Origin of the sequence: Dorea sp. ICN-14282, from assembly GCF_037890115.1 — a bacterium.
In the GTDB taxonomy this organism is placed as follows: domain Bacteria; phylum Bacillota; class Clostridia; order Lachnospirales; family Lachnospiraceae; genus Dorea_B; species Dorea_B phocaeensis.
In genome coordinates this window covers 559334-584751 of record NZ_JBBKBH010000002.1, presented here as the reverse complement: position 1 = coordinate 584751, position 25418 = coordinate 559334, and the positions used below count along the sequence as shown (strand labels likewise).

Genomic DNA, 25418 nt, shown 5'->3' with positions numbered 1-25418 from the left:
AGAAAGTAGAAGGATGGAAAAAGAGATAAAAGAAGGGAAAAGAAGAATGCGGAGTAAAAAAAGAACTGGAAAGCGAAGGAGAGTATCTGCCAGCTTTACAGTGGAAATGTCGGTTCTTATGCCAATGATTCTGTTCCTGATTATGGGGTGTATACTGGCTGCATTTTATTACCATGACAAAAGTATTTTGTCTGGGGCGGCATATGAGACGGCTGTGGTCGGAAGTACGAAGATGAGAGAAAAGAATGGAATAAAGGAAGAAGAGTTGGAAGAACTTCTAAAAGAGCGCATCAGAGGAAAGTGTATCTTGATGACGGAAGTAAAAACATCTGTGGATATATCGAAGAAGGAAATCAGGATAAAGGCGTCTGTTTCTCATGGAAAGATGCGTATAGAGGTTGTGAAAGCGGCAGCTGTTACAGAACCGGAAAAACAGATTCGGAAAAAAAGGCGAATGGGAGGATAGGAATGGAGCGAAAAATTACCATAGAGGAAGAAGAGCTCTATCAGGAGGATTATCAAATTCGGATGTTGAAGATCAATCATCCGGAAGGATTGTTGGAGATTGGTGGGCGAGGAATGAATGGAAAAAGCTATTATGATTACAATGTCAGTGGAAAGATTTCTGTTAAGGCGATGTATGAGAGAGGGAAGATTGGAAATGGAGATATAAAAGAGTTTCTTGTGCAATTTAGAAGTGTTTTGAGAACGGTGGAGAAGTATCTTTTGAATATTCATTGTATCTTGCTGGATCCAGAATATATCTTTTATGAAGAAGACCATTTTTATTTTTGCTATTATCCGCCGGCCAGGCAGGATATATGGGAAGCTTTCCATGAATTAACAGAGTACCTGGTTCGCCAGGCAGATTACCAGGATTCGGAATGTGTTAGAATTGTGTTTTTGCTTCATAAGGAAACTATGGAGGAGAATTACAGTCTAGATAAAATCGTTAATGAATGTTTGAAAAATATAGAAGAAGAGCCGGGTAGAAATTTGCGAAAGGAGACGTTGGAAGAAGTGATGAATGAGCCGATGGAACAAAGGACGGCATATGATACCAGAGAACATGACTGGATTACGGAGCAGGAAATGGGGAGTTCCATTTTGAAGGAGACGGAGAATTTGTGGACCCCTGTAAAGCGCTTTTTGAATAGACATAAAAAATCGAAGTGGGGAGATTGGGACGGGCTTTATATTGAAGAGGAAGAACTTTGAAAAAAGTGTATTTTGTTGCAGAAATATGGTATAATGATTACATTACATGCAATCCAAGCCGATCACTCGGCTTGCTGTCACATCCGTGACAGGTGATACCCGGCAACCCACGGCTTGAAAAGTAAATACCCTTGCGGGTGCTTCCTTTTCTGCGCTCGTGGTATAATGATTGCCAAAGGGAAGGGAAAGACAGACTATTATGAAGAGACAAAAGATTCAGGCTCCTTGCGCAATTTTAATTATGCTGGCGAACGTAGTGGTTTTCCTGGCTCTTACAATGCAGGGGATGACAGAGAATGGTGGCTTTCTTCTGGAGCATGGGGCGATGTATCTGCCTTATGTGATAGAAGAACAACAATATTACAGGGTTTTCACCAGTATGTTTCTGCATTTTGGGTTTGAGCATTTGATGAATAATATGGTGATGCTGATGGTGATCGGCTGGAATTTAGAGATGGAAATCGGAACGATTCGTTTTTTGATCATATATTTGCTCAGCGGACTCGGAGGAAATCTAATGTCGGCGTGTTGGTCTTTGAAGATTGGTGAATATGCCATCTCTGCCGGAGCATCCGGAGCTATTTTTGGATTGATCGGCGCTCTTTTCTATGTGGCGCTTCGTAATCGCGGCAGAATTGGAAATATTACAGGCCGAGGAATCATTGTTCTGATTGTGCTCAGCCTGTATTTCGGTTATGCAAGCAGTGGAGTGGACAATATGGCACATATTGGTGGACTGGTAAGTGGATTTTTCCTAGGTGTTCTGCTGTATTGGAAGTGTGATCGTAAAGATGGTTCCATGCGTGTCTGATAAAGAGGACTGGTCGGTGGAACTGACACGGATCATTCCGCCATGCGCTTCTATAATCCGTCTGGTAATGGCAAGACCAAGGCCGGTTCCAGAAGATTTTCTGGTGATAAAAGGTTCAAAGATTTTGTCAAGATCTTCAGAAGCAATTCTATCGCCGGTATTGGATATGGAGATGAGAAGCTGACCATGCTCCATGTGTGCATTCAAAGCGATTTCATGCCGGAGGGAAGAGGCAGATAAGACAGCATCTTTTGCGTTTCCTAAGATATTTAATAATGCTTGCCGAATCTTTAGGACATCAAGATTTAGTTTGGGAAGATCTGGCTCTATAAATGAAGTAAATTGGATGTCTGTTTCGATCAGAGAAGATGCAAAAGACAGGGCCAGTGTTTTAAGCATGTTTTCCGGTGAAAGAAGAGAGAGCTCTAATCGTTCGCCGTTATTATAGCTGGAAAGTTCTTCTAACAGAAGTTTCATATATTCAATATCCTGACGCAGATGATCCCAGTGTGAAAACGTACACACTTCCGGATGCTGGGATTCTATCAGCTGAAGCGTACTGTAAACGAGTGTCAGAGGATTACGGATTTCGTGACTGATCGTGCTGATATCCATTCGATGGGTTTCCAAAAGCTGAGAAAGAAGTTCTTTTTTCTCAGGACTTTCTGTCATAATTTGTTGTAATTTGTCGTAGTCTGTCGAAGTTAACATAGTTATTACCGCCTTTCTAGGAGTAACAGTTTAGCATTGGCGGTGGAAATAATCAATCATAATTTTGTTATAAATTTTTTGGAAAGAAGGAGAGAAAAATGAGAGACGAAAATTGTATTTTTTGCAAACTGGCAAATGGGGATATCCCAACTGCAACACTGTATGAGGATGATGATTTTCGAGTGATTTTGGATGCAAGTCCGGCATCAAAAGGACATGCATTGATTTTGCCGAAGGAACATTATGCAAATCTTTATGAACTAGATGATGAGGTAGCGGCAAAAGTTCTGGTTCTTGCGAAGAAAATGATTACGAAGCTTACAGATATTTTGGGATGTGACGGCTATAATATCGTGCAGAACAATGGAGAAGCGGCAGGACAGACAGTATTTCATTTCCATTTACATATGATTCCGAGATGGAAGGAAGACGGCGTAGGAATTGAATGGAAGATGGGAGAACTTACGGATGCCGATAAAGAAGAGCTGGTAGCTGCTATGCACAGTTAACAGAAAGTAGAATGCACAAATAAAACAGGTTATAGATTGAAGGATGGACAAGTGAGAGTAGAGGGAACAGGAAGAAGCGCGTTTGCCTCAATTTATGAGAAGTATTTTAAGCTGACATATAAGACGGCACTTCGTTACTCCGGAAATCATCATGCTGCAGAAGAATTGACACAGAGTGTATTTTTGAAATTGTATGTACATATGGAACATGCCAAAGTGGATGCGGTGAAGCCATGGCTTCTGCTGACAGTAAAATATATGGCATTGAATCAAGGAAGGGATAGAGCAAGAGAATATCTGACTGAAGATATGGAGTCTTCCGCAGATCTGTTTGAAGAAGCAGAGGAGCAAGATCCGCAGGAAATGTTTCTGAAAAAGATGCGTGAAAGGCAGTTTGGAAAACTGGTAGACGATATCTTCGCTGCGTTATATCGGAAAAATCCAAGATGGTATGAGGCAGTTACGATTACATATGTGTTAGGCAAGCCACAGAAAGAGGTGGCAGAAGCGATGGGAATTACTCTGGAGGTGCTTCACAGTATGCTGTACCGGGCAAAGAACTGGATACGTAAAAATTACCGGGAAGAATACGACCGTTTAATTGATGCATAAAGGCAGGTGTCGGAGTGACACCTGCCTTTTATATCGTGTTGCAATTTGCAACAAAATGTTATTTTACCACAGATTCGATCAAGTCTATAATAGTATCGATAGAATTCTGCTGAGGAGATGATTTCATAGCGGCAATGTAAGTTTCGCGCTGATCATACAGTTTAGTAATCGCATTTAGAAGGACTTCTTTGCTGAGTTCTTCTTCTTCCAATACGACGCTGTAACCCTGACGTTCAAAAGATCTGGCATTTAAAATCTGGTCGCCTCGGCTTGCATTGGCAGATAATGGAATCAGAAGGTTTGGCTTATGAAGTGCAAGCAACTCGCAGATGGCATTTGCACCAGCACGGGAAATTACGATATCGGTCAGTGCAAACAAATCTTTAAGTTCACTCTTAATATATTCAAATTGTGCGTATCCATTAAGCCCCTTCAAGGATTCATCAATCTTACCTTTACCGCAGAGATGAACTACCTGGAAATTCTTCAAAAGTTCTGGTAAAATACCGCGCACAGCATCATTTACGGCAACAGATCCAAGACTTCCGCCAACGACCATGATGACCGGTTTGTCAGAAGTAAATCCAAGAAATTCTTTTGCTTTATAGCGGTCGCCGGACAGGAGTTCCTGGCGGATCGGAGAGCCTGTGAGAACGGCTTTTCCTTCTGGTAAATGATCCAGTGTTTCCGGGAAATTACAGCAAACTTTGGTAGCAGATGACATGGACAGTTTATTGGCAAGCCCAGGAGTCATATCAGACTCGTGAATAATCGTTGGTACTTTGCGGCTTTTTCCGGCAAGAACAACAGGAACGGAGACAAAACCACCCTTGGAAAAAATAACATCAGGATCCAGGATTTTAACCAGCTTCCGGGCTTCGCCAACGCCTTTTACAACACGGAACGGATCTGTGAAATTCTGGAGACTGAAGTACCGACGGAGCTTTCCGGAAGAGATGCCGTGGTATGGAATCCCAAACTGTTCGATTAATTCCTTTTCGATGCCGTTATATGATCCGATATAGTGGATGTCATACTGTAATTCTTTCAGTCGTGGCAACAAGGCGATATTAGGTGTAACATGGCCGGCAGTACCGCCGCCAGTTAAGATAATGCGTTTCATATAGAACCTCCGAATTCTGTAATGTGTAAATGTGATATAAGAATATATGTTATAATTATATTATACGTTTACCGGAGAATAGGTCAAGAGGTTCAAAGGAAATAGGATTTGGGGAAATAGAGAGGTAAATGGATGGACAAAAATATAGATAAACAGGGACAAGACAAAATGAAGAAAGATCGCTTGGAACAAGATTTAAGAAATGCATATTTGGAACTTTCTGATATAGAAGAAAAATCTGTACGGCAGGATAAAACGCTGGAAGTTCCGGAAGGCGCAAAGGAAAGAGTACGTTTGAAAATGGAAGAGCAGATAGAAAAAATCCGCAGAGAAGAAGCATATACCCATCTGTCAGAAGAAGACCGTTATGCACTGGAGCTTGGTCGGAAGTTAATAAAGGAGAAAGAAAGTGCAGAGGCGGAAAAGGAAAAAGAGAAGGCAGAGAAGAAATTTGGCAGAAAGCGGCGCAGACGGATTGCGGCAATGGGAACAGTGGCAGCAGCTCTTGCATTGACAATTGGAATTACAGGTATCGGCGGGCCTGAGAGGGCAAAAGAAATAGTTGGACAGCTTGTTCGAGAAAGAGAAGTGGAGAAGATAAATTCAGACGAGAGTAATTTGACGATTACGGGAGAACGTGAAGAAGAGGCATATCAGCTGTTGAGTGATGAGTTAGGGATGGAACCGGTAAGGGTATTTGGTGGAAGCGAACAATTGAAATTTGACAGAATGGAGTATGACAAAGAACTTCAAGTGGCAGAACTTTATTATAATTTTGGAAAAGAAGACACGATGATCTTTTTTGTTAACGCGTCTTATGGAGTAGCATCCTTTGGAATTGATGTGGAAGATTCTTTGACAGATACCTATAAGAAAAGGATAAAGGCTGAAGATGTTGTAATAAAAGAATATACTACGCCTAAAAATAATAAAAGATATTTAGCAAGTTTTGACTATATGGGATTGGAATACTATATGTTTGGAACGATGGAAAAAGCGGATTTTGAAAAAATTTTAAATAATTTGAAATTTTTGTGGAAATAAGCGTCAGTTTTTTCGAAGTTATGTGTTTATATATATGAAAAGGTAATTTCATAGGATGCATGAGGAGGAAAAAATGAAGAAAAGAATATTGTCAGCAGGATGTATCTTGGCGATTTGTCTAACACTGGGGATTCAGGTAAATGCAATGGATAACGAGATGATTGACGGATCAAAGCTCACACATCAAGATGAATCTGTTGGTTATGCAGAACAAAAAACATGGGGAGAGTATTTATTGACTGGATATTCCAAGTGTGTAAAAAGAGGTGACGGAAAACTCTATGCCGGAGGAACGACGATAGCTGTAAAAGAAGTCGAAAGTATTCAGGTCTCTGTAATGATTGAACGGGCGAAAAAGGGCGATGATTCTTGGGAATATTATGAAAGTTGGGAAAAAATCAATCATAACATGGACCGAGTGGGATCGAATCGAGCATTGGCAGTGGAAGGTGGATATTATTACCGAGTGCGCAGTTATCATGCGGCCAACAGTGACGTCAGCAGCTCTTTTACCGACGGAATCTACATCGAATAATTTTTGAAAAGATCTTTTATATTCGGAAGGGCTATGGAAGCCCCTTGTTCTTAATAAAATGCAACTAAAAATTGCGACCTTACATATTTGATAACCGTAGCACCCACGATACGGGTGAAAAACCTGAACAGGGGCTTCCATAGCCCTTTCGGAGAAGTATAGATATGCCCATGAAAATAAATGGGCCCTCATCCATCAGATTAGCAGTCTGATTTATGGGGGTCCGTTTATTATTTTATTCGTTATTTTTCACGGGTTGTTTTATTGAGCAAGCGCCTGTTTTAATGCATGAGCCAGCTGGTCTGGACAGGACGTAGGTTTATTCCCGCAGGTAATTCCTTCGATTCGCTCAATAGCATCCTGAGCTTTCATACCAGTCACAAGACTTGCAATTCCTTTTAAATTTCCATTACATCCGCCGATAAATTCAATGTGTTTAATAATATCGTTTTCCAGTTCCAGTTTAATTAACTGAGAACAGACGCCATGTGGTTTGTAATCCATAATGTTTCTTCCTCCTTTGGGAAATTATCTTAATAAGTAAAGGCTGCCGGTGGCAATTCCAGTTTTGATTATAGCAAAGGTTTTCTTGAAATTCTATCTTTTATTTTTGAAGATGCCCGTGGTATAATGATTGCATTACATGCAATCCAAGCCGACTTGTCGGCTTGCTGCCACATTCGTGCCAGATTATACCGGGCGATCCATGGCTTGAAAAGAAAATACCCTTGCGGGTGCTTCCTTTTCTGCGCCCGTGGTATAATGGTTGCATTAGCAGTATTTTCTTAGATATCTCTGGCTGCAACATATTTTTGGTATCATGCAGATCTAAATTTCAATCTATTTTTTCAAAAATGTATGCTTTATCCAAATACCAGACAGGAGTTTTCGAGTATAGAAGAAACTGCTTGTAGAAGTTGATTTGTAAATCAGAGAATAGATTAAACGAGGAGGAGAAACCGATGATAGGAATTATTGGAGCAATGGAAGACGAAGTGGAGACACTCAAAGCGGATATGGAGATTGAGGAAGTGATTACGAAAGCTTCTATGACTTTTTGCAAGGGCCGCCTGGAAGGTCAGGAGGTTGTCATTGTAAGGAGTGGAATTGGAAAGGTTAATGCGGGGATCTGCGCGCAGATTTTGGTCGATTGCTTCCATGTGGATCGACTGATCAATACAGGAATTGCAGGCTCTTTGGATGCGAGAATTGATATCGGGGATATAGTGATTTCGACAGATGCACTGCACCATGATATGGACGCAACAGAATTTGGCGATCCAAGAGGACAGGTTCCGCGAATGGATGTGCTGTCCTTTCCGGCGGATATGGAACTGGTACAGAAGGCAGTGCAGGCAAATGAGACGGCGAATCCAGATATTCATACCTTTACAGGACGAGTGGCAAGTGGGGATCAGTTTGTGGCATCGGCAGAGGTAAAACAGCAGATTGTGGAGAACTTCCACCCGCTGTGTGTAGAAATGGAAGGAGCAGGAATTGCTCAGGCAGCATACCTTAATAAAATTTCGTATGTCATTATTCGTGCCATATCGGACAAAGCCGACAACAGTGCAGTTATGGATTATCCAGCCTTTGAAAAGAAGGCAATCAGCCATAGTGTAAGGCTTGTCAAAGAATTAATGAAATTATTGTAGTGCGCAAGTGACTGACCGGGGAGGAAAAGACGCCCCGATTTGACAGGATTTTCTGTGGAGACGTCGGAATCTGTAGAACGCTTTTTGAACACTCCTTTTGTATTTTCAGTATAATATTAGGCAAAAGGAGGGCTTTTAAGATGTTGGAAATGATGTTGGAAAGCCACGCGTTATACGTGGCAATGGGGATTTTGGCGGCGGTAGGAATTCTGAGTAAGTGTATGGTGAATGTTACCCTGAAACGACTGGTGCGTGCATCGGGCAGTATGAGCAAGAGTAACCACCCGCTGATGCGTTTGGTTCGCGCGAAGTTTGAACATGCTTGTATGATCAGTGACACGGTGGGAAATGTGGATGTGTTTGTGGACAAGTATTTGTTTGAATACAAGGTCGCAGGAGTGCGGCTTCACAGTCTGCGCAGAATGGAAAAGGCAGCGGCGGGAGCCTGTATCGTTGTCGGTATTCTGGGATCCGTTCTCTGGTATAGCACCTTTGGCATGGGGGAAGCGGTTCTGAAGCTGGCTGGAGTAGGTGCGGCGCTTGGAATCTTTGTGTATCTGTTTCATTTGACCACCGATGAGGAATACCGTCTTGAGGCGATTCACAATTATATGGTGGACTATTTGGAAAATGTGTGTCTGCATAAATACGAGAAGAATCGGCAGCGAGCAGAGCAGCCAAGGGTTTTGCAGAATGTAGAAAGCGTAGAGGCGGTGAAGGAGCCGGAGGCGCCACAGATGACGGAAGAGGCTATGCATCAGTCAGAGATGCTGCAGATGGCGGCAGAGGCTGTCAAGGAGTCAGAAGCGGTGAAGAAGTCAGAGACTCCACAGATAAAAGCAGAAGTTGTGAAGGAGTCGGAGGCACTGCAGGTGACGAAAGAGACCGTGAAGCAGCCAGAGGCGCTGAAGGTGACGGAAGAGACCATGAAGGAGCCGGAGGCGCCACAGATAAAAACAGAAGTTGTGAAGGAGTCAGAGACATTGCGGACAGCGAAAGAGGATGAAGTTACGGAAGGCAAACAATTGATCCGGACGCCGGAACCGATGCCTCGAGAGGTACTGATCCGTCAGATTCTGGAAGAATTTATGGCATAGGAAGCATCCGCGTTATGGGCTTGATTCTGTAGTTCTGATTTGTTAGAATGGAAACGTACATATTGACAGATAAAGATGGAGGGAAAGAAGCACTATGAACAAAGTGACATTTGACTATTCAAAGGCAAAAGCTTTTATTTCAGATCATGAAATGGTATCCATGAAGAAGATTGCAGAGCAGGCAAAGGCAGAACTGCTTGGAAGAGAAGGGGCAGGAAATGATTTCCTTGGATGGATTGATCTGCCGGTTGATTATGATAAAGAGGAGTTTGCTCGTATTCAGAAATCTGCTGCAAAGATTCAGGAAGATTCAGAGGTGCTGTTAGTGATTGGCATTGGTGGTTCTTATCTGGGAGCGAGAGCAGCAATCGAGTTCCTGCGTCATAATTTTTATAATATGGTTCCAAGAGAGGTTCGAAAGACTCCTGAGATCTACTATGTGGGGAATAGTATCAGCAGCACCTATTTAAAACATCTGATGGATGTGATTGGGGATCGTGATTTCTCAGTAAATATTATTTCCAAGTCCGGTACTACAACAGAGCCGGCAATTGCATTCCGTATCTTTAAGGAAATGCTGGAGAAAAAATATGGAAAAGAAGAAGCAGCGAAGAGAATTTATGCAACAACGGACAAAGAAAGAGGTGCACTGAAGAATCTTGCAACAGAAGAAGGATATGAGACTTTTGTTGTTCCGGATGATGTAGGAGGACGTTTCTCCGTATTGACAGCTGTAGGACTTCTGCCAATCGCAGTCAGTGGGGCAGATATTCAGAAACTGATGGACGGAGCGGCAGCAGCAAGAGAACGTGCGCTGAATGATCCATTTGAACAGAATGATGCTGTTTTATATGCGGCAGTGCGCAACATTCTTCACAGAAAAGGAAAGAGCGTGGAGATTCTGGCCAATTATGAGCCAAGCCTTCACTATGTATCCGAGTGGTGGAAACAGTTATACGGAGAGAGCGAAGGAAAAGATCAGAAGGGAATCTTCCCGGCATCTGTAGACCTTACGACAGACTTACATTCTATGGGTCAGTTTATTCAGGACGGAAGCCGTATCATGTTTGAGACGGTTATGAATGTAGAAGAATCTTCAGAAGAAATTGTGATTCAGGAAGAGGAAGTTGATCTGGACGGACTGAATTACCTTGCAGGAAAGACGGTTGATTTCGTTAACAAGAGCGCTATGAATGGAACGATGCTTGCGCATACCGATGGAAATGTTCCGAACTTAATGGTAAATATTCCAAGACAGGATGAATTCTCTTTGGGAGAACTGTTCTACTTCTTCGAGTTTGCAACGGGTGTCAGCGGATATATTTCCGGAGTAAACCCATTCAATCAGCCGGGTGTGGAGAGCTATAAGAAAAACATGTTCGCACTCCTTGGAAAACCGGGCTTTGAAAAAGAAAGAGAAGAATTGTTGAAGAGATTATAATGGGCACGATATATGAGAAGTTAAGCGCCTATAGTCAGTCAGATTATTATGGATTTCATATGCCGGGGCATAAACGGCATCTCGTAGAAGAGATGCCGGATCTTCCGTATCATCTGGATATTACAGAAATTGAAGGGTTTGATGATCTGCATCATGCGCAGGATCTTCTGCTGGAAGCACAAGAACGGGCGGCGGATCTTTATGGAGCAGAGGAAACCCATTATCTGATTAACGGAAGTACGGCAGGCATTTTAAGCGCCATAGCAGGCGTAACCAGAAAAGGAGATACCATACTTGTGGCAAGAAATTGCCACAAGTCTGTGTATCATGCAATATATATGAATGAATTAAATCCGGTGTATTTGTATCCCGGCTTTGATTCAGATCTTCAGTTGAATACGACGATTTCTGCGGAAGATGTGAGACGGGCATTAGAAGAACATCCGACAATTTGTGCGGTGGTCATCGTTTCACCGACATATGACGGGGTAGTGTCCGACGTAGAAGCAGTGGCAGAGGCGGCTCATGAAAGGGGGATTCCATTGATTGTGGATGAAGCTCATGGGGCGCATTTTGGTTTTCATCCCTATTTTCCGGAAAATGCCAATGCAAAAGGGGCGGACGTTGTGATTCACAGCCTGCATAAGACACTTCCGGCGCCGACACAGACGGCGCTGATCCATCTGAATGGATCATTGGTGGATCGTACAAGAGTAAAGAATTACCTTCATATGCTGCAGACAAGCAGCCCGTCGTATCTTCTAATGGCTGGAATTGACGGTTGTGTAGAGCTTCTTCGGGAGAAGGGAGCAGGCCTTTTTGACAGCTACGCAGAACGACTTAAGATTTTGCGAAGAGAACTGGAGCAGTGCCGCTATATTCAGTTGGCAAAGACGCGGCAGTTTGATCCCTCTAAGCTGGTACTTTCTGTTTGTGGAACAGGAATGAGTGGAAGGGAACTTTATTTTAAATTGTTAAAGCAATACCATTTACAGCTTGAGATGGCGGCGGGGACTTATGCGCTTGCGATGACATCTATTTTTGATTCGGAAGAAGGTTATTCTCGTCTGGTACGGGCAGTGAAAGAGATTGATGAAGAGCTTTTTGAAATGTGTACGCAGGATAAGTATACGCCGATAGAGAGCGGGCAGAAGGTGGAAGTTTCGAAATCGGAAGTAGTTCTAAGAAGCTGGGAGTTGACGGATATTCCAATCGAGAGGCGAAAGCGCCAAAGCTGGAAAGACAGTGTTGGAGCGGTGGCTTTGGAATATGCTTATCTGTACCCGCCGGGAATTCCGGTGTTGGTGCCGGGAGAAAGAATTTCACAGGACGCGGCGGATGTGTTACAATGGTATCAGGACTTGGGATTTTCCCTGGAAGGTCCGAAAGAAGAAGGGCAGATAGAGGTCTTTATTGATGGGTAAGATATATTATATGATGGGCAAAAGTTCTTCCGGCAAGGATACACTGTTTCGGGAAATCCTGGAGGAGATGCCGCAGTTAAAGACAGTTACACTTTATACAACCCGCCCCATGCGGGAGGGCGAGCAGGATGGAGTGGAATACTTTTTTGTTGCGGAGGACACATTACAATCATATGAAAAGCAGGGAAAGGTAATTGAGCAGCGTGCTTATGAGACGGTACATGGAATCTGGCGTTATGCAACGGTGGATGATGGACAGGCAGATCTTAAACATGAGGATTATCTGATGATTGGGACGCTGGAGTCTTACGAGAAGATGCGAAGTTACTACGGAGAAGAACGAATCGTTCCCATTTATATTGAGGTAGAAGATGGGGAACGACTGATGCGGGCGCTTAAGCGGGAACGGCAGCAGGAGACGCCCAGGTATGCGGAGATGTGCAGAAGATTTCTGGCGGATACGCAGGATTTCTCCGAACAGAACCTACAGCGGCTTGGAATTACCAGGCGTTATGTGAATCAGGATAAGCAGCAATGCAGGAAAGAAATAATAGAGGATATACGATATGGGAAGCTTTAAAGATGTGGTAGGACACAAAGATATTATCAAATATATCAGAAATGCGGTAAACGAGGATCAAGTATCACACGCTTATATTTTAAATGGACAGAGAGGATCGGGGAAGAAATTACTGGCCAGTCTCTTTGCCATGACCCTTCTGTGTGAAAAGGGAGGACCGGATCCGTGTAATGAATGCCATTCCTGTCGTCAGGCGGACAGCGGCAATCACCCGGATATTATCCGTGTGACCAATGAAAAACCGAATGCGATCAGCGTGGACGATATTCGCGAGCAGGTGAATAATACCATTATGATTAAGCCATATCAGGGACCGTATAAAATCTATATTATCGATCATGCCGATTTGATGACTGTGCAGGCACAGAATGCATTGCTGAAAACCATCGAAGAGCCGCCGGCATATGCAGTGATACTGTTGCTTACTGAGAATGCGGATATTCTGCTTCCGACGATTAATTCCAGATGTGTGATGCTGAAGCTTCGGAACATTCGGGATACATTGATTCGGAAATATCTGATGGAAAAGATGGAAGTGCCGGATTACAAGGCCGATATGTGTACCGCGTTTGCGCAGGGCAACTTAGGACGTGCCATTATGCTTGCGAATTCTGAGCATTTTAATGAAATCCGTGAAGAAGCGGTTCAGCTTTTGAAATATATTCACGAGATGGAATTAAGCGAGATCTTAAAAGCGGTTACGCAGATTACAGCATATAAATTAGAAATTACAGATTATTTGGATATTATTATGATCTGGTACCGGGATGTTCTGCTTTATAAGGCAACAAAAGATGTAGACAAAGTGGTATTTAAAGATCAGATGAAATCGATCAGAGAACAGGCAAAGAAGAGCTCATATGAAGGAATTGAGACGATTTTGGAAAGTCTGGAGAAGGCAAAATCCAGATTGAAAGCAAATGTCAATTTTGAGCTGGTAATGGAGCTTTTGTTTCTGACAATAAAGGAGAATTAACGGTATGATAAAAGTAATAGGAGTAAGGTTTCGTCCGGCGGGCAAGATTTATTTTTTCGCTCCGGGGAAATATCAGGTGAGTCCGGGAGATAAAGTTATCGTAGAGACGGCAAGAGGAGTGGAATTTGGTTCGGTTGTCACCGGACCAAAGGATGTGGACGAAGAAAAGATTACACAGCCTTTGAAATCTGTGATACGTGTTGCGACACCGGATGATATCCGAAAGGAAGAGAAGAACAGAGAAAAGGAAAAAGAAGCATTTTCCATCTGTCTGGAGAAGATCCGCAAGCATGGGCTGGAAATGAAGCTGATTGACGCAGAGTATACGTTTGACAACAATAAAGTGCTGTTCTATTTTACGGCGGATGGTAGAATCGATTTCCGGGAGCTGGTAAAAGACTTGGCAAGTGTATTCCGCACCAGAATTGAACTGAGACAGATCGGTGTACGCGATGAGACGAAGATCCGCGGAGGAATCGGAATCTGCGGAAGACCGTTGTGCTGTCACACGTATTTGTCAGAATTTGCACCGGTTTCTATTAAGATGGCCAAGGAGCAGAATCTGTCGCTGAATCCATCTAAGATTTCCGGAGTCTGTGGAAGACTGATGTGTTGTCTGACGAATGAAGAGGAGACATATGAGGAATTGAATAGTCACCTTCCATCGAATGGCGATCATGTCACAACACCGGAAGGTCTTCGCGGGGACGTACAGTCGGTTAACGTGCTTCGTCAGCTGGTTAAGGTCATTGTGACGTTAGATAATGATGAAAAAGAAATCCGTGAGTACAAGGCATCTGAATTGAAATTCAAGCCGAGACGCCGGAAGAAAGACGTAAAGCTGTCCAAGGAAGAGCTGGCACAGCTTAAGAATTTAGAAGAAAAGAACGGCATATCAAAGTTGGATGATGAATAGGAAGATGCAAAAGAGGAAGGATGCAGGGAATGATGCAGATGAAACAGGAAGAAGAACTGCTACGAGACGGCGAGCGGTTAGATGATCTGCAGATTGGCGGCTATCATATCATTCAGAATCCGGGACGGTTCTGCTTCGGGATGGATGCGGTGTTACTGTCCGGCTTTGCCAGGGTCAAGAAAGGGGAACGATGCCTGGACCTGGGAACCGGAACCGGAATTCTTCCGATTCTTCTGGCGGCAAAGACAGAAGGGCGTTACTATGCGGGGCTAGAGATTCAGGAGAAAAGCGCCGATATGGCACGCCGGAGTGTAAAGCTAAATGGACTGGAAGAAAAGATGGAGATTGTGACGGGAGATATCAAGGAGGCGGCTTCCCAATTTGGAGCAGCCTCTTTTCAGGTTATTACCACAAATCCGCCGTATATGATAGGGGATCATGGATTAAAAAATGAAAACGACGCCCTTTATATTGCGCGCCATGAAGCCTTGTGTACACTGGATGATATTCTGCGGGAAAGTAGAAAAATCCTGGCGCCCAAGGGAAGATTCTATATGGTGCACCGACCGTTTCGTTTGCCGGAGATTCTGGCCAAGATGTCGGCGGCAGGGATTGAGCCAAAGCGGATGCGTCTGGTTTATCCTTATGTTGATAAGGAACCGAACATGGTTCTGGTAGAGGGATTGAAAAACGGGAAACCCCGGATGACGGTGGAACCGCCGCTGATTGTATATCACAAAGATGGAAGTTATACAGAAGAACTTCTAAAGCTGTACGGATTGTCCGGCGCATAGGGAGGAGAAAGAGATGGCAGGAACTTTATATTTGTGTGCGACCCCCATCGGTAATTTGGAGGATATGACATTCCGGGTGATTCGAACATTGAAGGAAGTAGACCTGATTGCTGCGGAAGATACCAGGAACAGTATCAAGCTTTTGAATCATTTTGAGATTCACACGCCCATGACCAGTTACCATGAATATAATAAAATAGAAAAAGGAAGAAAGCTTGTAGAGAAGCTTTTGGATGGTCAGAATATTGCGTTGATTACAGATGCAGGGACACCGGGAATCTCCGATCCTGGAGAAGAACTGGTAAAAATGTGTTATGAAGCGGGGGTGTCAGTGACATCGCTTCCGGGAGCAGCTGCATGTATTACAGCATTGACACTGTCGGGACTGTCCACAAGGAGATTTGCATTTGAGGCCTTCCTCCCGGCGGATAAAAAGGAACGGCAGGAAGTACTGGCAGAATTAGAGAATGAGACGCGAACCATGATCATTTATGAGGCGCCTCACCGGTTGCTGCGTACGTTAAAGGAGCTGTTGGAGCGACTGGGGGATCGAAAGGTTACGATTTGTCGGGAGCTTACCAAGCGGCATGAGACGGCATTTGCAACAACGCTTTCTGATGCTGTTTCCTATTATGAAGCGAAAGAGCCACGGGGAGAATGTGTAATGGTGCTGGAAGGCAAGAGCCGACAGGAACTAAAAGAAGCGGCTATTGCAAAATGGGAAGAGATGAGCATAGAGGAGCATATGGAATACTACCTGACACAGGGAATTGACCGGAAAGATGCGATGAAGAAGGTGGCGAAAGACCGGGGCGTCAGTAAAAGAGATGTGTATCAAGCGCTGCTTTAGATGAGGGTTCGTCAACTTGACGGGACATGGAAGAAAAAATTGTTCAACCTGGTCATAGACCAGGATGAACTTTTTTTTTATACTTTTATATAGAGTGAAACGAAAATGAATCAGGGAGGAATCATTACAATGGCAAGTTTATCATTAAAGCATATTAATAAAACATATCCAAATGGGTTTGAGGCGGTAAAAGACTTCAATTTGGAGATTGAGGACAAAGAATTTATCATCTTTGTAGGACCATCTGGATGCGGAAAATCTACGACACTTCGTATGATCGCAGGTCTGGAAGAAATTACTTCCGGTGAATTGAAGATTGGAGACAAGATTGTAAATGATGTGGAGCCAAAGGACAGAGATATTGCGATGGTATTCCAGAACTATGCTCTGTATCCACATATGACGGTATATGACAATATGGCATTTGGACTGAAGTTAAGAAAAGTTCCAAAGGATGAGATTGATAAGATGGTGCGTGAGGCCGCAAAGATTCTGGATCTGGAAGCATTGCTTGATCGTAAGCCGAAGGCTCTTTCAGGAGGACAGAGACAGCGTGTTGCTATGGGGCGTGCAATCGTTCGGAATCCTAAGGTATTCCTGATGGATGAGCCTCTTTCTAACCTGGATGCCAAGCTTCGTGGACAGATGCGTATTGAGATTTCCAAGCTGCATCAGAGACTGGGAACGACCATCATTTATGTAACCCATGATCAGACAGAGGCGATGACACTGGGAACCAGAATCGTTGTTATGAATGCCGGTGTGGTTCAGCAGGTAGATACACCACAGACCTTATACGATTCACCATGCAACTTATTCGTGGCAGGATTTATCGGATCTCCACAGATGAACTTCGTAGATGCTACCTGTAAAGTGGTTGGTGATAAGGTATATCTGGTGGCAGGACCTTCCGAGATCGAGCTTCCGGCGGCAAAGGGCAAGAAGCTGATCGACGGCGGTTACGATGGAAAGACGGTGGTTCTTGGAATTCGTCCGGAGGATGTACACGATGAGCCGGAATTCCTCGAAAAATCTCCAAACACTGTGATTGAGGCAACCATCCGTGTATACGAGATGCTTGGAGCAGAGGTATACTTGTACTTTGATTATGAAGGTGCAAATATGACGGCAAGAGTAGATCCAAGAACAACGGCAAGAACAGGAGATACCGTGAAGTTTGCGCTGGATGCAGATAAGATTCATGTATTTGATAAAGAGACAGAAGAGACAATCACAAACTAGGATTGCTGTTAGAATAAGAGATGCTACAGGGGAGGTGCGTAAGCACCTCCCCCTTATCTTCTCTGTATCAGGGAATATTCAAACCGTGTTGTTAAATAATAGTTATAGAAGAGCTCAATGGGAATTTCCTCCTCGTTTTTAATTCCATAAGTCAGTCCTGTGGAATATAGAAGAGGAGTGTCGTCACTGATGTTCAGATATTTGGAAATATCGCCATAAGCAGCAACTGCTTTTAACTTCAGTGATGAAGTTGTGATAGGTGTGTGATAATTCTCTTCTATGATTTTGTAGAGAGAATGTTGTTCAAAATCATAGGTTTCTATATCGCGGAATAAGTGATAAGGAAGCACGGTGCTCGTAAGACACAGCGGAGTACCATCTGCAAAATAGATTCGCTTCATATGAAACACAGGATCGGCCTTTTGAAGATTGAGAAGCGCAGCTTCTTCGTCAGTGCAAACTCTAAGATTGTCGGTGAGAAGTTTGCGTGAAGGCGTCATGCCTTGTCGGATGATTTCTTCGGTGTAACTGGAAATGGAAGTCAGTTCCTGTAATTTGACTTTTCCCTTTACGCAGGTGCGTTTTCCCTGCATTTTTTCAATATATCCTTGATGATATAATTCATCAATCGCACGGCGGACAGTTACTCTACTGACTTGATATAATTGAATTAGATCAGATTCGCTTGGAAGTTCTGCGCCGGCTTCCAGTTCGCCGGATTGAATTTTTTTGATAAAATCCTGCTCAATCAGAGCATATTTAGGCGTTTGTTTCATATTGATTTCCCCGTTTCATAGGACGATAATTCCTTTGTTATTTATATTCATATTATACTTTAGCAAATGACAAAATTCAAATAGATTCTCGATCTTGTTATAACAAGTCAACAAAAAATGTACCAATAATTTGTCTAATTTACGGATAGACGAACAGAGAAATATAACTTATTATAATAAGCAGAGAGGAGATATTGTAATATGAAAGATAAAATACTGGGAGCACTGTACGGAATGGCAATCGGAGATGCCATGGGTATGCCTCCGGAACTGTGGAGCCGCAAACGGTGCATGGAACATTATGGTGTAATCACAGACTTTTTAGACGGATGTCCGGAAAATATCATTTCGTATCAGTATAAGGCGGGACAATTTACGGACGATACCAGTCAGGCACTGACCATTTTAGATAGTTTGATAGAAACTGATTTTGTGCCGGACAGTCAGAGTATTGCAACGCATATTTTAGAGTGGGCGGAAAAAGAAAATGCCTTTGAAAATAATATTCTTGGGCCAACCTCTAAAGTTGCTTTAAAGCTTTTTCAGGAAGGGAAAAGTGCAAAAGAATTTTCAGATGAAGCGGTGTCCAATGGAGCGGCAATGAGAATCGCACCGATCGGAACTTTATTTACAACCGAGCAGAAAGAAGAACTGTGCCGATATGTAGCGGCAGTTTCCTGTGTAACACATACCAGTGACATTACCATTGCCGGAGCGTCTATGATTGCCATGGCAGTGGCATCTGCAATGGAATTCCAGGATCGGGAGAAAATGATTGAAGACGCGCTTTCTGTCACAGAATATGCGATGGAATTAGGGGCATCTACTCCAAGCCCGTCACTGAGTGCCAGAACGATGCTCGGAGTGAAGCTGGCAGAAAAATATAAGGATGATGAAACGGCATTTTTGGAAAATCTTTATAATCTGGTAGGGGCAGGAGTAAATACTTCAGAATCCGTTCCGGCGGCGCTTGCCATTGCGTATTATGGTTTCGATGTGAAAAAATGTGCGCTCCTTTGTGCAAATCTTGGCGGCGATACCGATACCATCGGAGCTATGGCGACTGCCATTTGTGGGGCGGCACAGGGGATGAAGAAAATTCCTGAGGAATATGTTTCTTTGATCCAGAAAGCGAACCAAGTAGATTTTGAACATTATGCAGATGCAATCGAAGAGAAGAGGGGGCGAATTTCATGGGAAAAGGATGTATAGTCATTGGTGCGGCAATGCTGGATATTGTGATGGAGATTGACAAGATTCCCAAGTCCGGAACAGATGTGTATGCCAAAGGACAGACGATGATGGTTGGCGGATGTGCGTACAATGTCGCAGATATCCTAAAACATTTCGGAACAAACTATACGTTGTTTGCTCCGGTTGGAACTGGAATGTATGCAGATTTTATCCGAAAAGAATTAGAAAGAGCAGGGCATAAGAGTCCTATCTGTTCTGCGGATTCTGATAATGGTTACTGCCTCTGCATGGTAGAAGAGGATGGAGAACGGACATTTTTAACGGTACCGGGAATTGAATGCCATTTTAAGCGTGAGTGGTTTGAGGAACTGGATGTGGAGAATTATGATTCCGTGTATGTCAGCGGATATGAGTTGGAAGGAGATGGCGGAGAAGCCATTCTTGATTTCCTAGAGGCGCACCGGGAATTGACCGTATACTATGCTCCGGGACCGCGAATCACCTATATTTCTGAGGAAAAGGCAAAGCGTATGTATGCGCTTCATCCGGTACTGCATTTGAATGAGTTAGAAGCAGTTACCTCTACCGGAGAAGAAGAGATTGCAAAGGCTTCAGAAAAACTATACGGATGGACAGGAAATACCGTTCTGATCACATTGGGAAAAGAAGGCGTACATCTTCTGGAGGATGGAGAGTATCGTATGGTTTCGTCTAAAAAGGCAGAAGTCGTGGATACGATCGGAGCAGGTGATTCTCATATTGGAACGGTGATTGCAATGCGGACAGCAGGATATGAATTTGTAGAAGCTGTGCGGATGGCAAACTGCATTTCAGCAAAGGTAGTAAGCGTAAAAGGACCTGTATTGACAACAGAAGAATTTGAGGAAGGAAGAAAGAACAATGAGTAAAGTAAAAGAGTTTTTTAAGGGATGGACGACATTTGAAAAGTGCTGGCTTGTATTATCTACGGTAATTATGATCGTGCTGAGTATTATATGGGGGGATAATACCCTGGCTTTAATTAGTGGAATCACAGGAATTCTTGGCGTTGTATTGGCGGCAAAAGGAAAAGTAAGTACCTATGTGTTTGCAACGATTAACGTGGCAATCTACGCATACCTTACATTTAACAATCATCTGTACGGTGAATTTATGTTGAATGCGTTTTATTATATTCCAATGAACTTCGTTGGTTTCTACCTCTGGTCCAGACATAAAGACGAAGAGAGCGGTGAAGTAGAAGGAAAGGCACTGACACCAAAGCAGATCGTGATTCTTTTGGTTACAACAGCAGTGATTGTCTTAATCTACTGGCAGATTCTGACACGCATTGGCGGGCAGCTTGCTCTTATTGACGCGATGTCAACTGTATTCTCAGTTATTGCTTTGATCATGCAGGTGGCTCGTTACGCAGAACAGTGGCTTTTGTGGATCATTGTCAATGTGGTATCTGTAGTAATGTGGGTATTACTGATCGGAAAAGACTCTTCTGCGATCACAATGGTTGTGATGTGGGTTGCTTATCTGTTTAACTCTGTATACGGATATTACAACTGGAAGAAACTGGCGGCTAAAAACAAAGAAAACAAATAAAAAGAACGATAGAAAGAAGCGGGTATATCTTGACGGGTATGCCCGCCTTTTCTATGTGAAAAAGTCGGGGCTAAAATTGTACCGCACATGTCCAAAAGCCGGGCGGAGGATGGTAGAGAAAGTGATTCCGCTCGAAAATACATGATTGTCTTTGGTGAACTTTTGTGTTACGCTATTTTTATCTACTTGAAATCAGCAAGTAATAAGCAGTTTTTCAATTTAGTCTTAGGAACATCTATGGGAAATCCCCCGCGATTTTCAACCGAACCATGCAATTTCATATGTGCGAAAACCTTGATAGTCAGGGGAGGATTCATTATACTTATTCTTATAAGAGGACTCCTTTTATTGCAGATATGAAAGAAACAAAGGAGGAATCTTGAGTGTCAGAAAACAGGAAAAAAGAAAACCGAGAATGCAAGAACAGTGTATTTGTGGATTTGTTCTATGAAAACGAGTCAGCAGCGGAAAATGACATTGCATTATACAATGCGCTGCATGATGAACCGCTCCCGCCGGGGACAACGGTAGAATTTGAAGAAGGTGAGAGATTAGGAAGAGAAGAAGGTGAAAGGGCAGGGAGAGAGAAGGAACAAAAACGCTTTGCAGCTTTAGCAGCAAAATTAATCGAGGCAGGAAGAAATGAAGATATTATAAAAGCAGCGCAGAATTTTGAATTTTGTGAGACGCTTTATAAAGAATATAATATCGAATAATTGTTTGCTTCCGTGCGTTAAAAGGTTAGACAGCTTTATTTACATGTGCTAGAATAAGCGTGTGTGAATATTTGGGAGGCATATATGTATGTTATCAAATAAAGTGTTGCATAAAACGGTGCAGGATATCAAGCGCATTACCAGTTTTGATTGTGCTGTCTGGGATAGAAAAGGCATCTGCCTTGTAATGACCCATGAGAAGATGCAGAAGTATGAAAAACAGGTGCAGAAGTTTTGGGCGAAGGCTGATGAAGAAGCCGAAATTTTGCAGGGCTGCCAAGGCTTTTTCTTCGTGTTTGATGAGGGAAAGCCGATATATTTGTTAGGGCTTGAGGGCGAGTGCGCGAATATGGAAATGGCAGGAAGAATGGGAGTCAGCCAGCTGACCAGTCTTTTGACTGCGTATAAGGATAAGCTGGATAAGAATCGTTTTGTTCAAAATCTTCTTCTAGGAAATCTTTTGCCGGTAGATATTTATAATCAGGCGGGGAAAATGGGAATTGCAGCAGATCAAAAGAGGATCGTGTATGTAATCGAAAAAAAGAATGAGAAAGAGGAACTGATTCTTGAGACACTGCGTGAATTATATGCATCCGGAAGAAAAGATTTTGTCACATCGGTAGATGAACAGCATGTAATACTTGTAAAAGCCTTGGAACAATCAGAAGGTTATGAAGAAGCACAACAGCGTGCAAGAGAGATTACGGACACTTTGAATATGGAGGCTATGGCCAGCGTGCGTGTGGCATATGGAACCATCGTACAGGAGATAAAGGCAGTGCCGCGTTCCTATCAGGAGGCACAGGTGGCTCTGGAGATTGGACGAGTCTTTTATGCAGAACGCGGAATTCTGGCATACGGTGAGTTGGGAATTGGAAGACTGATCCATCAGCTTCCAAAGTCTCTTTGCGAAATGTTTCTCAAGGAAGTGTTCCGTGGCGGGGCAGCAGACTGTTTTGAAGAAGAGCTGACCACAGTATATACACTTTTTGATAATAACCTGAACATTTCCGAGACGGCAAGAAAGCTTTATCTGCACCGGAATACACTGGTGTATCGTCTGGAGAAGATTCAGAAGAAAACGGGACTGGATGTCCGCGTATTCGACGATGCATTGACATTTAAAATTGCAATGATGGTATCAGACCATATGAAACATATGAAAAAATAGGAGGAACAGGACATGGTGAAATTATACGACAAAGGAGTCTATCTGTTGAATGGAACAGAGATTGCAGAAGACGTGGCAGAAGTAAAGGCTAAGACAGGAACGGAAGTATCGCAGCAGGAAGCAGCGAAGGCAACGATGGCGTACCATATTCTGGCGGATCACAATACATCTGGCAATATGGAACGTCTGCAGATTAAATTCGATAAACTGACTTCTCACGACATTACATTTGTGGGAATCATTCAGACAGCAAGGGCGTCAGGGCTGGAGAAATTCCCGATTCCGTATGTCCTGACAAACTGCCATAACTCTCTGTGTGCAGTAGGAGGAACGATCAATGAAGATGACCACATGTTTGGACTGACCTGTGCGAAAAAGTATGGCGGTGTCTATGTTCCGCCTCATCAGGCAGTTATCCACCAGTATGCGCGGGAAATGCTTGCAGGCGGCGGCAAGATGATTCTTGGATCTGACAGCCATACACGCTACGGGGCTCTTGGAACCATGGCGATGGGAGAAGGCGGACCAGAGCTGGTAAAACAGCTTTTGAATAAGACATATGACATCAAGATGCCGGAAGTGGTTGGAATTTATCTTGATGGAGAGCCAATGAAGGGAGTTGGTCCTCAGGATGTAGCACTGGCAATTATCGGTGCAGTATTCGGAAATGGATATGTAAATAATAAAGTAATGGAATTTGTAGGACCTGGAATTGACAAGCTAAGTGCAGATTTCCGTATCGGTATCGACGTAATGACAACGGAGACAACCTGCTTATCCTCCATCTGGAAAACGGATGAGAAGATTCGAGAATTCTATGAAATTCACGGAAGAGAAGGAGACTACAAGGAACTGAATCCGGGAGCTGTGGCATATTATGACGGTATGGTTTATGTTAACTTAAGCGAGATTAAGCCAATGATTGCAATGCCGTTCCACCCATCGAATGTCTATACGATCGATGAAGTGAATGCAAATTTAAAAGACATTCTCCATGATGTAGAGCAGAAAGCGCTGGTAAGCTTGGATGGAGCGGTAGACTATAGTCTGCAGGATAAGATTGTGGATGGAAAGCTTTATGTAGAACAGGGAATCATCGCGGGCTGTGCCGGAGGTGGATTTGAAAATATTTGTGCGGCAGCAGATATTATCCGGGGACGTTACATCGGAGCAGATGAATTTACTTTCAGTGTATATCCGGCAAGTACCCCAATTTATATGGAATTGGTGAAAAATGGAGCCGTTGCAGATTTGATGCAGGCAGGAACGATTGTGAAGACTGCGTTCTGCGGACCGTGCTTTGGAGCAGGAGATACTCCGGCGAACGGTGCGTTCTCCATCCGTCACTCTACACGTAACTTCCCGAACCGTGAAGGCTCCAAGCTTCAGAGTGGTCAGATTGCATCAGTTGCACTTATGGATGCACGTTCCATTGCGGCAACAGCAGCAAACAAGGGCTTCCTGACACCGGCAACGGCAATGGATGTAGAATATACTGGACGGAAATATCATTTTGATCAGAATATCTATGCAAACCGTGTATTTGACAGTAAGGGTGAGGCAGATCCGTCTGTGGAAATCAAGTTTGGTCCAAATATTAAAGACTGGCCGTCTATGCCGGCATTATCAGAAAATCTTCTGTTGAAAGTGGTATCTGAGATTCACGATCCGGTAACCACAACGGATGAACTGATTCCGTCAGGAGAGACGTCTTCTTATCGTTCTAATCCGCTGGGACTGGCAGAATTTGCGCTGTCAAGAAAAGACCCGGCATATGTGGGACGAGCAAAAGAGGTTCAGAAAGCAGAGAAAGCGATCGAAGCAGGACAGTGTCCTCTGGAGGTATTAGAAGAGTTAAGACCGGTGATGGAAGTGGTTCGAAAAGCTTATCCGGAAGTAGGAGAAGGCAACCTGGGAATCGGAAGCACCATTTTTGCAGTAAAACCAGGAGATGGTTCCGCCAGAGAGCAGGCAGCGTCCTGTCAGAAGGTGCTCGGAGGCTGGGCAAATATTGCCAACGAGTATGCAACGAAGCGTTATCGTTCCAACCTGATCAACTGGGGAATGCTTCCGTTTATCACGGAGGAAGACCATGAGAACTTAAGCTTCCAGAACGGAGATTACATTTTTGTTCCGGAGATTAGAAAGGCAATTGAAGAGAAAGCCTCCGTTGTAAAAGCGTATGTGGTAGGCGATGAATTGAAAGAGATCGAGCTGAAGCTTGGGGATATGACCGATGCGGAACGCGAGATTATTCTGAAAGGTTGTCTGATCAACTACTACCGCGGATAGAAATAGAATATTTTAAAGAATGAAATAAAAGATGCCCCTCTGGAATAATGGGAAGGATGCAGATCCCCATTGTTTAAGAGGGGTATCTTTTATATGCATTTAAAGAAAAGTTTACAAAAGAATGATAGAGAGAAGCTT

At 43.4% G+C, this 25418-nt stretch carries 27 protein-coding genes; 23 read left to right on the top strand and 4 right to left on the bottom strand.

Annotated features, from left to right (window positions below; all coding sequences use genetic code 11):
* Nucleotides 1-46: 46 nt before the first annotated feature.
* The 3 genes from WKT00_RS08195 (at nt 47) to WKT00_RS08185 (ending at nt 2029) form a co-directional block, all read left to right on the top strand.
* Complete coding sequence (locus WKT00_RS08195; protein ID WP_340262875.1) at nt 47-466, top strand: TadE family protein; 420 nt, start codon at nt 47-49, stop codon at nt 464-466.
* A gap of 2 nt (nt 467-468) precedes the next feature.
* Complete coding sequence (locus WKT00_RS08190) at nt 469-1218, top strand: DUF6382 domain-containing protein (RefSeq protein WP_173814825.1); 750 nt, start codon at nt 469-471, stop codon at nt 1216-1218.
* A 199-nt stretch (nt 1219-1417) separates the two neighbouring features.
* Entirely contained in the window at nt 1418-2029 is a 612-nt protein-coding gene (locus WKT00_RS08185) for a rhomboid family intramembrane serine protease (RefSeq protein ID WP_340262870.1), read from the top strand.
* Here the strand turns inward: WKT00_RS08185 and WKT00_RS08180 are convergent.
* Nucleotides 1973-2740 (bottom strand): sensor histidine kinase, encoded by a 768-nt coding sequence (locus WKT00_RS08180; protein ID WP_340262867.1) that lies wholly within the window; start codon nt 2738-2740, stop codon nt 1973-1975. The two genes, WKT00_RS08185 and WKT00_RS08180, sit on opposite strands and share 57 nt — an antisense overlap.
* A gap of 98 nt (nt 2741-2838) precedes the next feature.
* On the opposite strand from WKT00_RS08180, the gene WKT00_RS08175 reads away from it, so the two are divergent.
* Both WKT00_RS08175 and WKT00_RS08170 read left to right on the top strand, forming a co-directional pair.
* Entirely contained in the window at nt 2839-3249 is a 411-nt protein-coding gene (locus tag WKT00_RS08175; RefSeq protein ID WP_173814822.1) for an HIT family protein, read from the top strand.
* Nucleotides 3250-3300: 51 nt separating this feature from the next.
* A complete protein-coding gene (locus WKT00_RS08170; protein ID WP_340262860.1) occupies nt 3301-3861 on the top strand; it encodes an RNA polymerase sigma factor in 561 nt (186 codons plus the stop codon).
* A gap of 58 nt (nt 3862-3919) precedes the next feature.
* Here WKT00_RS08170 and WKT00_RS08165 read toward each other — a convergent pair whose 3' ends face one another.
* Nucleotides 3920-4984 (bottom strand): undecaprenyldiphospho-muramoylpentapeptide beta-N-acetylglucosaminyltransferase, encoded by a 1065-nt coding sequence (locus tag WKT00_RS08165; protein ID WP_340262858.1) that lies wholly within the window; start codon nt 4982-4984, stop codon nt 3920-3922.
* A 132-nt stretch (nt 4985-5116) separates the two neighbouring features.
* Between WKT00_RS08165 and WKT00_RS08160 the strand changes: the two genes are divergently transcribed.
* Together WKT00_RS08160 and WKT00_RS08155 are read left to right on the top strand one after the other, a co-directional pair.
* Entirely contained in the window at nt 5117-6028 is a 912-nt protein-coding gene (locus WKT00_RS08160; protein ID WP_340262855.1) for a DUF4367 domain-containing protein, read from the top strand.
* Nucleotides 6029-6101: 73 nt separating this feature from the next.
* Complete coding sequence (locus WKT00_RS08155) at nt 6102-6563, top strand: hypothetical protein (protein ID WP_340262853.1); 462 nt, start codon at nt 6102-6104, stop codon at nt 6561-6563.
* A 261-nt stretch (nt 6564-6824) separates the two neighbouring features.
* On the opposite strand, the gene WKT00_RS08150 is transcribed toward WKT00_RS08155, so the two are convergent.
* Entirely contained in the window at nt 6825-7067 is a 243-nt protein-coding gene (locus WKT00_RS08150; RefSeq protein WP_340262850.1) for a TIGR03905 family TSCPD domain-containing protein, read from the bottom strand.
* 458 nt (nt 7068-7525) lie between these two features.
* Between WKT00_RS08150 and WKT00_RS08145 the strand changes: the two genes are divergently transcribed.
* From WKT00_RS08145 to WKT00_RS08100, 10 genes are all read left to right on the top strand, one after another.
* Nucleotides 7526-8218 carry a 5'-methylthioadenosine/adenosylhomocysteine nucleosidase gene (locus tag WKT00_RS08145; RefSeq protein WP_101695238.1) on the top strand — a complete coding sequence of 231 codons (693 nt, stop codon included), beginning with the start codon at nt 7526-7528 and terminating at the stop codon, nt 8216-8218.
* A 140-nt stretch (nt 8219-8358) separates the two neighbouring features.
* Nucleotides 8359-9315, top strand: a complete 957-nt coding sequence (locus tag WKT00_RS08140) for a hypothetical protein (RefSeq protein WP_101695237.1) — start codon at nt 8359-8361, stop codon at nt 9313-9315.
* Nucleotides 9316-9409: 94 nt separating this feature from the next.
* Nucleotides 9410-10756, top strand: coding sequence for a glucose-6-phosphate isomerase (locus WKT00_RS08135; protein ID WP_101695236.1), 1347 nt, complete (start codon nt 9410-9412; stop codon nt 10754-10756).
* A complete protein-coding gene (locus tag WKT00_RS08130; protein ID WP_340262843.1) occupies nt 10756-12180 on the top strand; it encodes an aminotransferase class I/II-fold pyridoxal phosphate-dependent enzyme in 1425 nt (474 codons plus the stop codon). The genes WKT00_RS08135 and WKT00_RS08130 overlap by 1 nt, the downstream gene beginning before the upstream one ends.
* Nucleotides 12173-12760, top strand: a complete 588-nt coding sequence (locus WKT00_RS08125) for a guanylate kinase (RefSeq protein WP_173814813.1) — start codon at nt 12173-12175, stop codon at nt 12758-12760. Before WKT00_RS08130 ends, WKT00_RS08125 begins: the two co-directional genes overlap by 8 nt.
* A complete protein-coding gene (gene holB / locus WKT00_RS08120) occupies nt 12747-13736 on the top strand; it encodes a DNA polymerase III subunit delta' (protein WP_340262839.1) in 990 nt (329 codons plus the stop codon). The genes WKT00_RS08125 and holB overlap by 14 nt, the downstream gene beginning before the upstream one ends.
* Nucleotides 13737-13740: 4 nt before the next feature.
* Entirely contained in the window at nt 13741-14652 is a 912-nt protein-coding gene (locus WKT00_RS08115) for a PSP1 domain-containing protein (protein ID WP_101695232.1), read from the top strand.
* A 29-nt stretch (nt 14653-14681) separates the two neighbouring features.
* Nucleotides 14682-15446 carry a tRNA1(Val) (adenine(37)-N6)-methyltransferase gene (locus tag WKT00_RS08110; protein WP_340262835.1) on the top strand — a complete coding sequence of 255 codons (765 nt, stop codon included), beginning with the start codon at nt 14682-14684 and terminating at the stop codon, nt 15444-15446.
* 13 nt (nt 15447-15459) lie between these two features.
* Entirely contained in the window at nt 15460-16296 is an 837-nt protein-coding gene (gene rsmI, locus WKT00_RS08105; protein ID WP_101695231.1) for a 16S rRNA (cytidine(1402)-2'-O)-methyltransferase, read from the top strand.
* Between the two features lie 129 nt (nt 16297-16425).
* Nucleotides 16426-17538 (top strand): ABC transporter ATP-binding protein, encoded by a 1113-nt coding sequence (locus WKT00_RS08100; protein WP_173814812.1) that lies wholly within the window; start codon nt 16426-16428, stop codon nt 17536-17538.
* A 53-nt stretch (nt 17539-17591) separates the two neighbouring features.
* Here WKT00_RS08100 and WKT00_RS08095 read toward each other — a convergent pair whose 3' ends face one another.
* Complete coding sequence (locus WKT00_RS08095; RefSeq protein ID WP_101695230.1) at nt 17592-18314, bottom strand: GntR family transcriptional regulator; 723 nt, start codon at nt 18312-18314, stop codon at nt 17592-17594.
* 201 nt (nt 18315-18515) lie between these two features.
* Between WKT00_RS08095 and WKT00_RS08090 the strand changes: the two genes are divergently transcribed.
* The 6 genes from WKT00_RS08090 to WKT00_RS08065 all read left to right on the top strand — a co-directional run bounded on the left by WKT00_RS08090 (nt 18516) and on the right by WKT00_RS08065 (nt 25280).
* Nucleotides 18516-19526, top strand: a complete 1011-nt coding sequence (locus WKT00_RS08090) for an ADP-ribosylglycohydrolase family protein (protein WP_101695229.1) — start codon at nt 18516-18518, stop codon at nt 19524-19526.
* A complete protein-coding gene (locus tag WKT00_RS08085) occupies nt 19508-20416 on the top strand; it encodes a PfkB family carbohydrate kinase (RefSeq protein ID WP_101695228.1) in 909 nt (302 codons plus the stop codon). The genes WKT00_RS08090 and WKT00_RS08085 overlap by 19 nt, the downstream gene beginning before the upstream one ends.
* A complete protein-coding gene (gene pnuC, locus WKT00_RS08080; protein ID WP_101695227.1) occupies nt 20409-21101 on the top strand; it encodes a nicotinamide riboside transporter PnuC in 693 nt (230 codons plus the stop codon). Before WKT00_RS08085 ends, pnuC begins: the two co-directional genes overlap by 8 nt.
* Before the next feature lie 383 nt (nt 21102-21484).
* A complete protein-coding gene (locus tag WKT00_RS08075) occupies nt 21485-21817 on the top strand; it encodes a hypothetical protein (protein WP_101695226.1) in 333 nt (110 codons plus the stop codon).
* An 88-nt stretch (nt 21818-21905) separates the two neighbouring features.
* A complete protein-coding gene (locus WKT00_RS08070) occupies nt 21906-22988 on the top strand; it encodes a PucR family transcriptional regulator (protein ID WP_101695225.1) in 1083 nt (360 codons plus the stop codon).
* Between the two features lie 12 nt (nt 22989-23000).
* Nucleotides 23001-25280 (top strand): hydratase, encoded by a 2280-nt coding sequence (locus WKT00_RS08065; protein WP_101695224.1) that lies wholly within the window; start codon nt 23001-23003, stop codon nt 25278-25280.
* Nucleotides 25281-25418: the final 138 nt, after the last annotated feature.

What these genes read in the sequence shown, in the direction of transcription:
- WKT00_RS08160 (WP_340262855.1), top strand. Translation starts at nt 5,117, where the DNA reads ATGGACAAAAATATAGATAAACAGGGACAAGACAAAATGAAGAAAGAT.
- WKT00_RS08165 (WP_340262858.1), bottom strand. Translation starts at nt 4,984, where the DNA reads ATGAAACGCATTATCTTAACTGGCGGCGGTACTGCCGGCCATGTTACA.
- WKT00_RS08155 (WP_340262853.1), top strand. Translation starts at nt 6,102, where the DNA reads ATGAAGAAAAGAATATTGTCAGCAGGATGTATCTTGGCGATTTGTCTA.
- WKT00_RS08180 (WP_340262867.1), bottom strand. Translation starts at nt 2,740, where the DNA reads ATGTTAACTTCGACAGACTACGACAAATTACAACAAATTATGACAGAA.
- pnuC (WP_101695227.1), top strand. Translation starts at nt 20,409, where the DNA reads ATGAGTAAAGTAAAAGAGTTTTTTAAGGGATGGACGACATTTGAAAAG.
- WKT00_RS08195 (WP_340262875.1), top strand. Translation starts at nt 47, where the DNA reads ATGCGGAGTAAAAAAAGAACTGGAAAGCGAAGGAGAGTATCTGCCAGC.
- rsmI (WP_101695231.1), top strand. Translation starts at nt 15,460, where the DNA reads ATGGCAGGAACTTTATATTTGTGTGCGACCCCCATCGGTAATTTGGAG.
- WKT00_RS08185 (WP_340262870.1), top strand. Translation starts at nt 1,418, where the DNA reads ATGAAGAGACAAAAGATTCAGGCTCCTTGCGCAATTTTAATTATGCTG.
- WKT00_RS08110 (WP_340262835.1), top strand. Translation starts at nt 14,682, where the DNA reads ATGATGCAGATGAAACAGGAAGAAGAACTGCTACGAGACGGCGAGCGG.
- WKT00_RS08125 (WP_173814813.1), top strand. Translation starts at nt 12,173, where the DNA reads ATGGGTAAGATATATTATATGATGGGCAAAAGTTCTTCCGGCAAGGAT.
- WKT00_RS08095 (WP_101695230.1), bottom strand. Translation starts at nt 18,314, where the DNA reads ATGAAACAAACGCCTAAATATGCTCTGATTGAGCAGGATTTTATCAAA.
- WKT00_RS08175 (WP_173814822.1), top strand. Translation starts at nt 2,839, where the DNA reads ATGAGAGACGAAAATTGTATTTTTTGCAAACTGGCAAATGGGGATATC.
- WKT00_RS08190 (WP_173814825.1), top strand. Translation starts at nt 469, where the DNA reads ATGGAGCGAAAAATTACCATAGAGGAAGAAGAGCTCTATCAGGAGGAT.
- WKT00_RS08135 (WP_101695236.1), top strand. Translation starts at nt 9,410, where the DNA reads ATGAACAAAGTGACATTTGACTATTCAAAGGCAAAAGCTTTTATTTCA.
- WKT00_RS08090 (WP_101695229.1), top strand. Translation starts at nt 18,516, where the DNA reads ATGAAAGATAAAATACTGGGAGCACTGTACGGAATGGCAATCGGAGAT.
- WKT00_RS08115 (WP_101695232.1), top strand. Translation starts at nt 13,741, where the DNA reads ATGATAAAAGTAATAGGAGTAAGGTTTCGTCCGGCGGGCAAGATTTAT.
- WKT00_RS08150 (WP_340262850.1), bottom strand. Translation starts at nt 7,067, where the DNA reads ATGGATTACAAACCACATGGCGTCTGTTCTCAGTTAATTAAACTGGAA.
- WKT00_RS08140 (WP_101695237.1), top strand. Translation starts at nt 8,359, where the DNA reads ATGTTGGAAATGATGTTGGAAAGCCACGCGTTATACGTGGCAATGGGG.
- WKT00_RS08065 (WP_101695224.1), top strand. Translation starts at nt 23,001, where the DNA reads ATGGTGAAATTATACGACAAAGGAGTCTATCTGTTGAATGGAACAGAG.
- WKT00_RS08145 (WP_101695238.1), top strand. Translation starts at nt 7,526, where the DNA reads ATGATAGGAATTATTGGAGCAATGGAAGACGAAGTGGAGACACTCAAA.
- WKT00_RS08070 (WP_101695225.1), top strand. Translation starts at nt 21,906, where the DNA reads ATGTTATCAAATAAAGTGTTGCATAAAACGGTGCAGGATATCAAGCGC.
- WKT00_RS08130 (WP_340262843.1), top strand. Translation starts at nt 10,756, where the DNA reads ATGGGCACGATATATGAGAAGTTAAGCGCCTATAGTCAGTCAGATTAT.
- WKT00_RS08100 (WP_173814812.1), top strand. Translation starts at nt 16,426, where the DNA reads ATGGCAAGTTTATCATTAAAGCATATTAATAAAACATATCCAAATGGG.
- WKT00_RS08085 (WP_101695228.1), top strand. Translation starts at nt 19,508, where the DNA reads ATGGGAAAAGGATGTATAGTCATTGGTGCGGCAATGCTGGATATTGTG.
- holB (WP_340262839.1), top strand. Translation starts at nt 12,747, where the DNA reads ATGGGAAGCTTTAAAGATGTGGTAGGACACAAAGATATTATCAAATAT.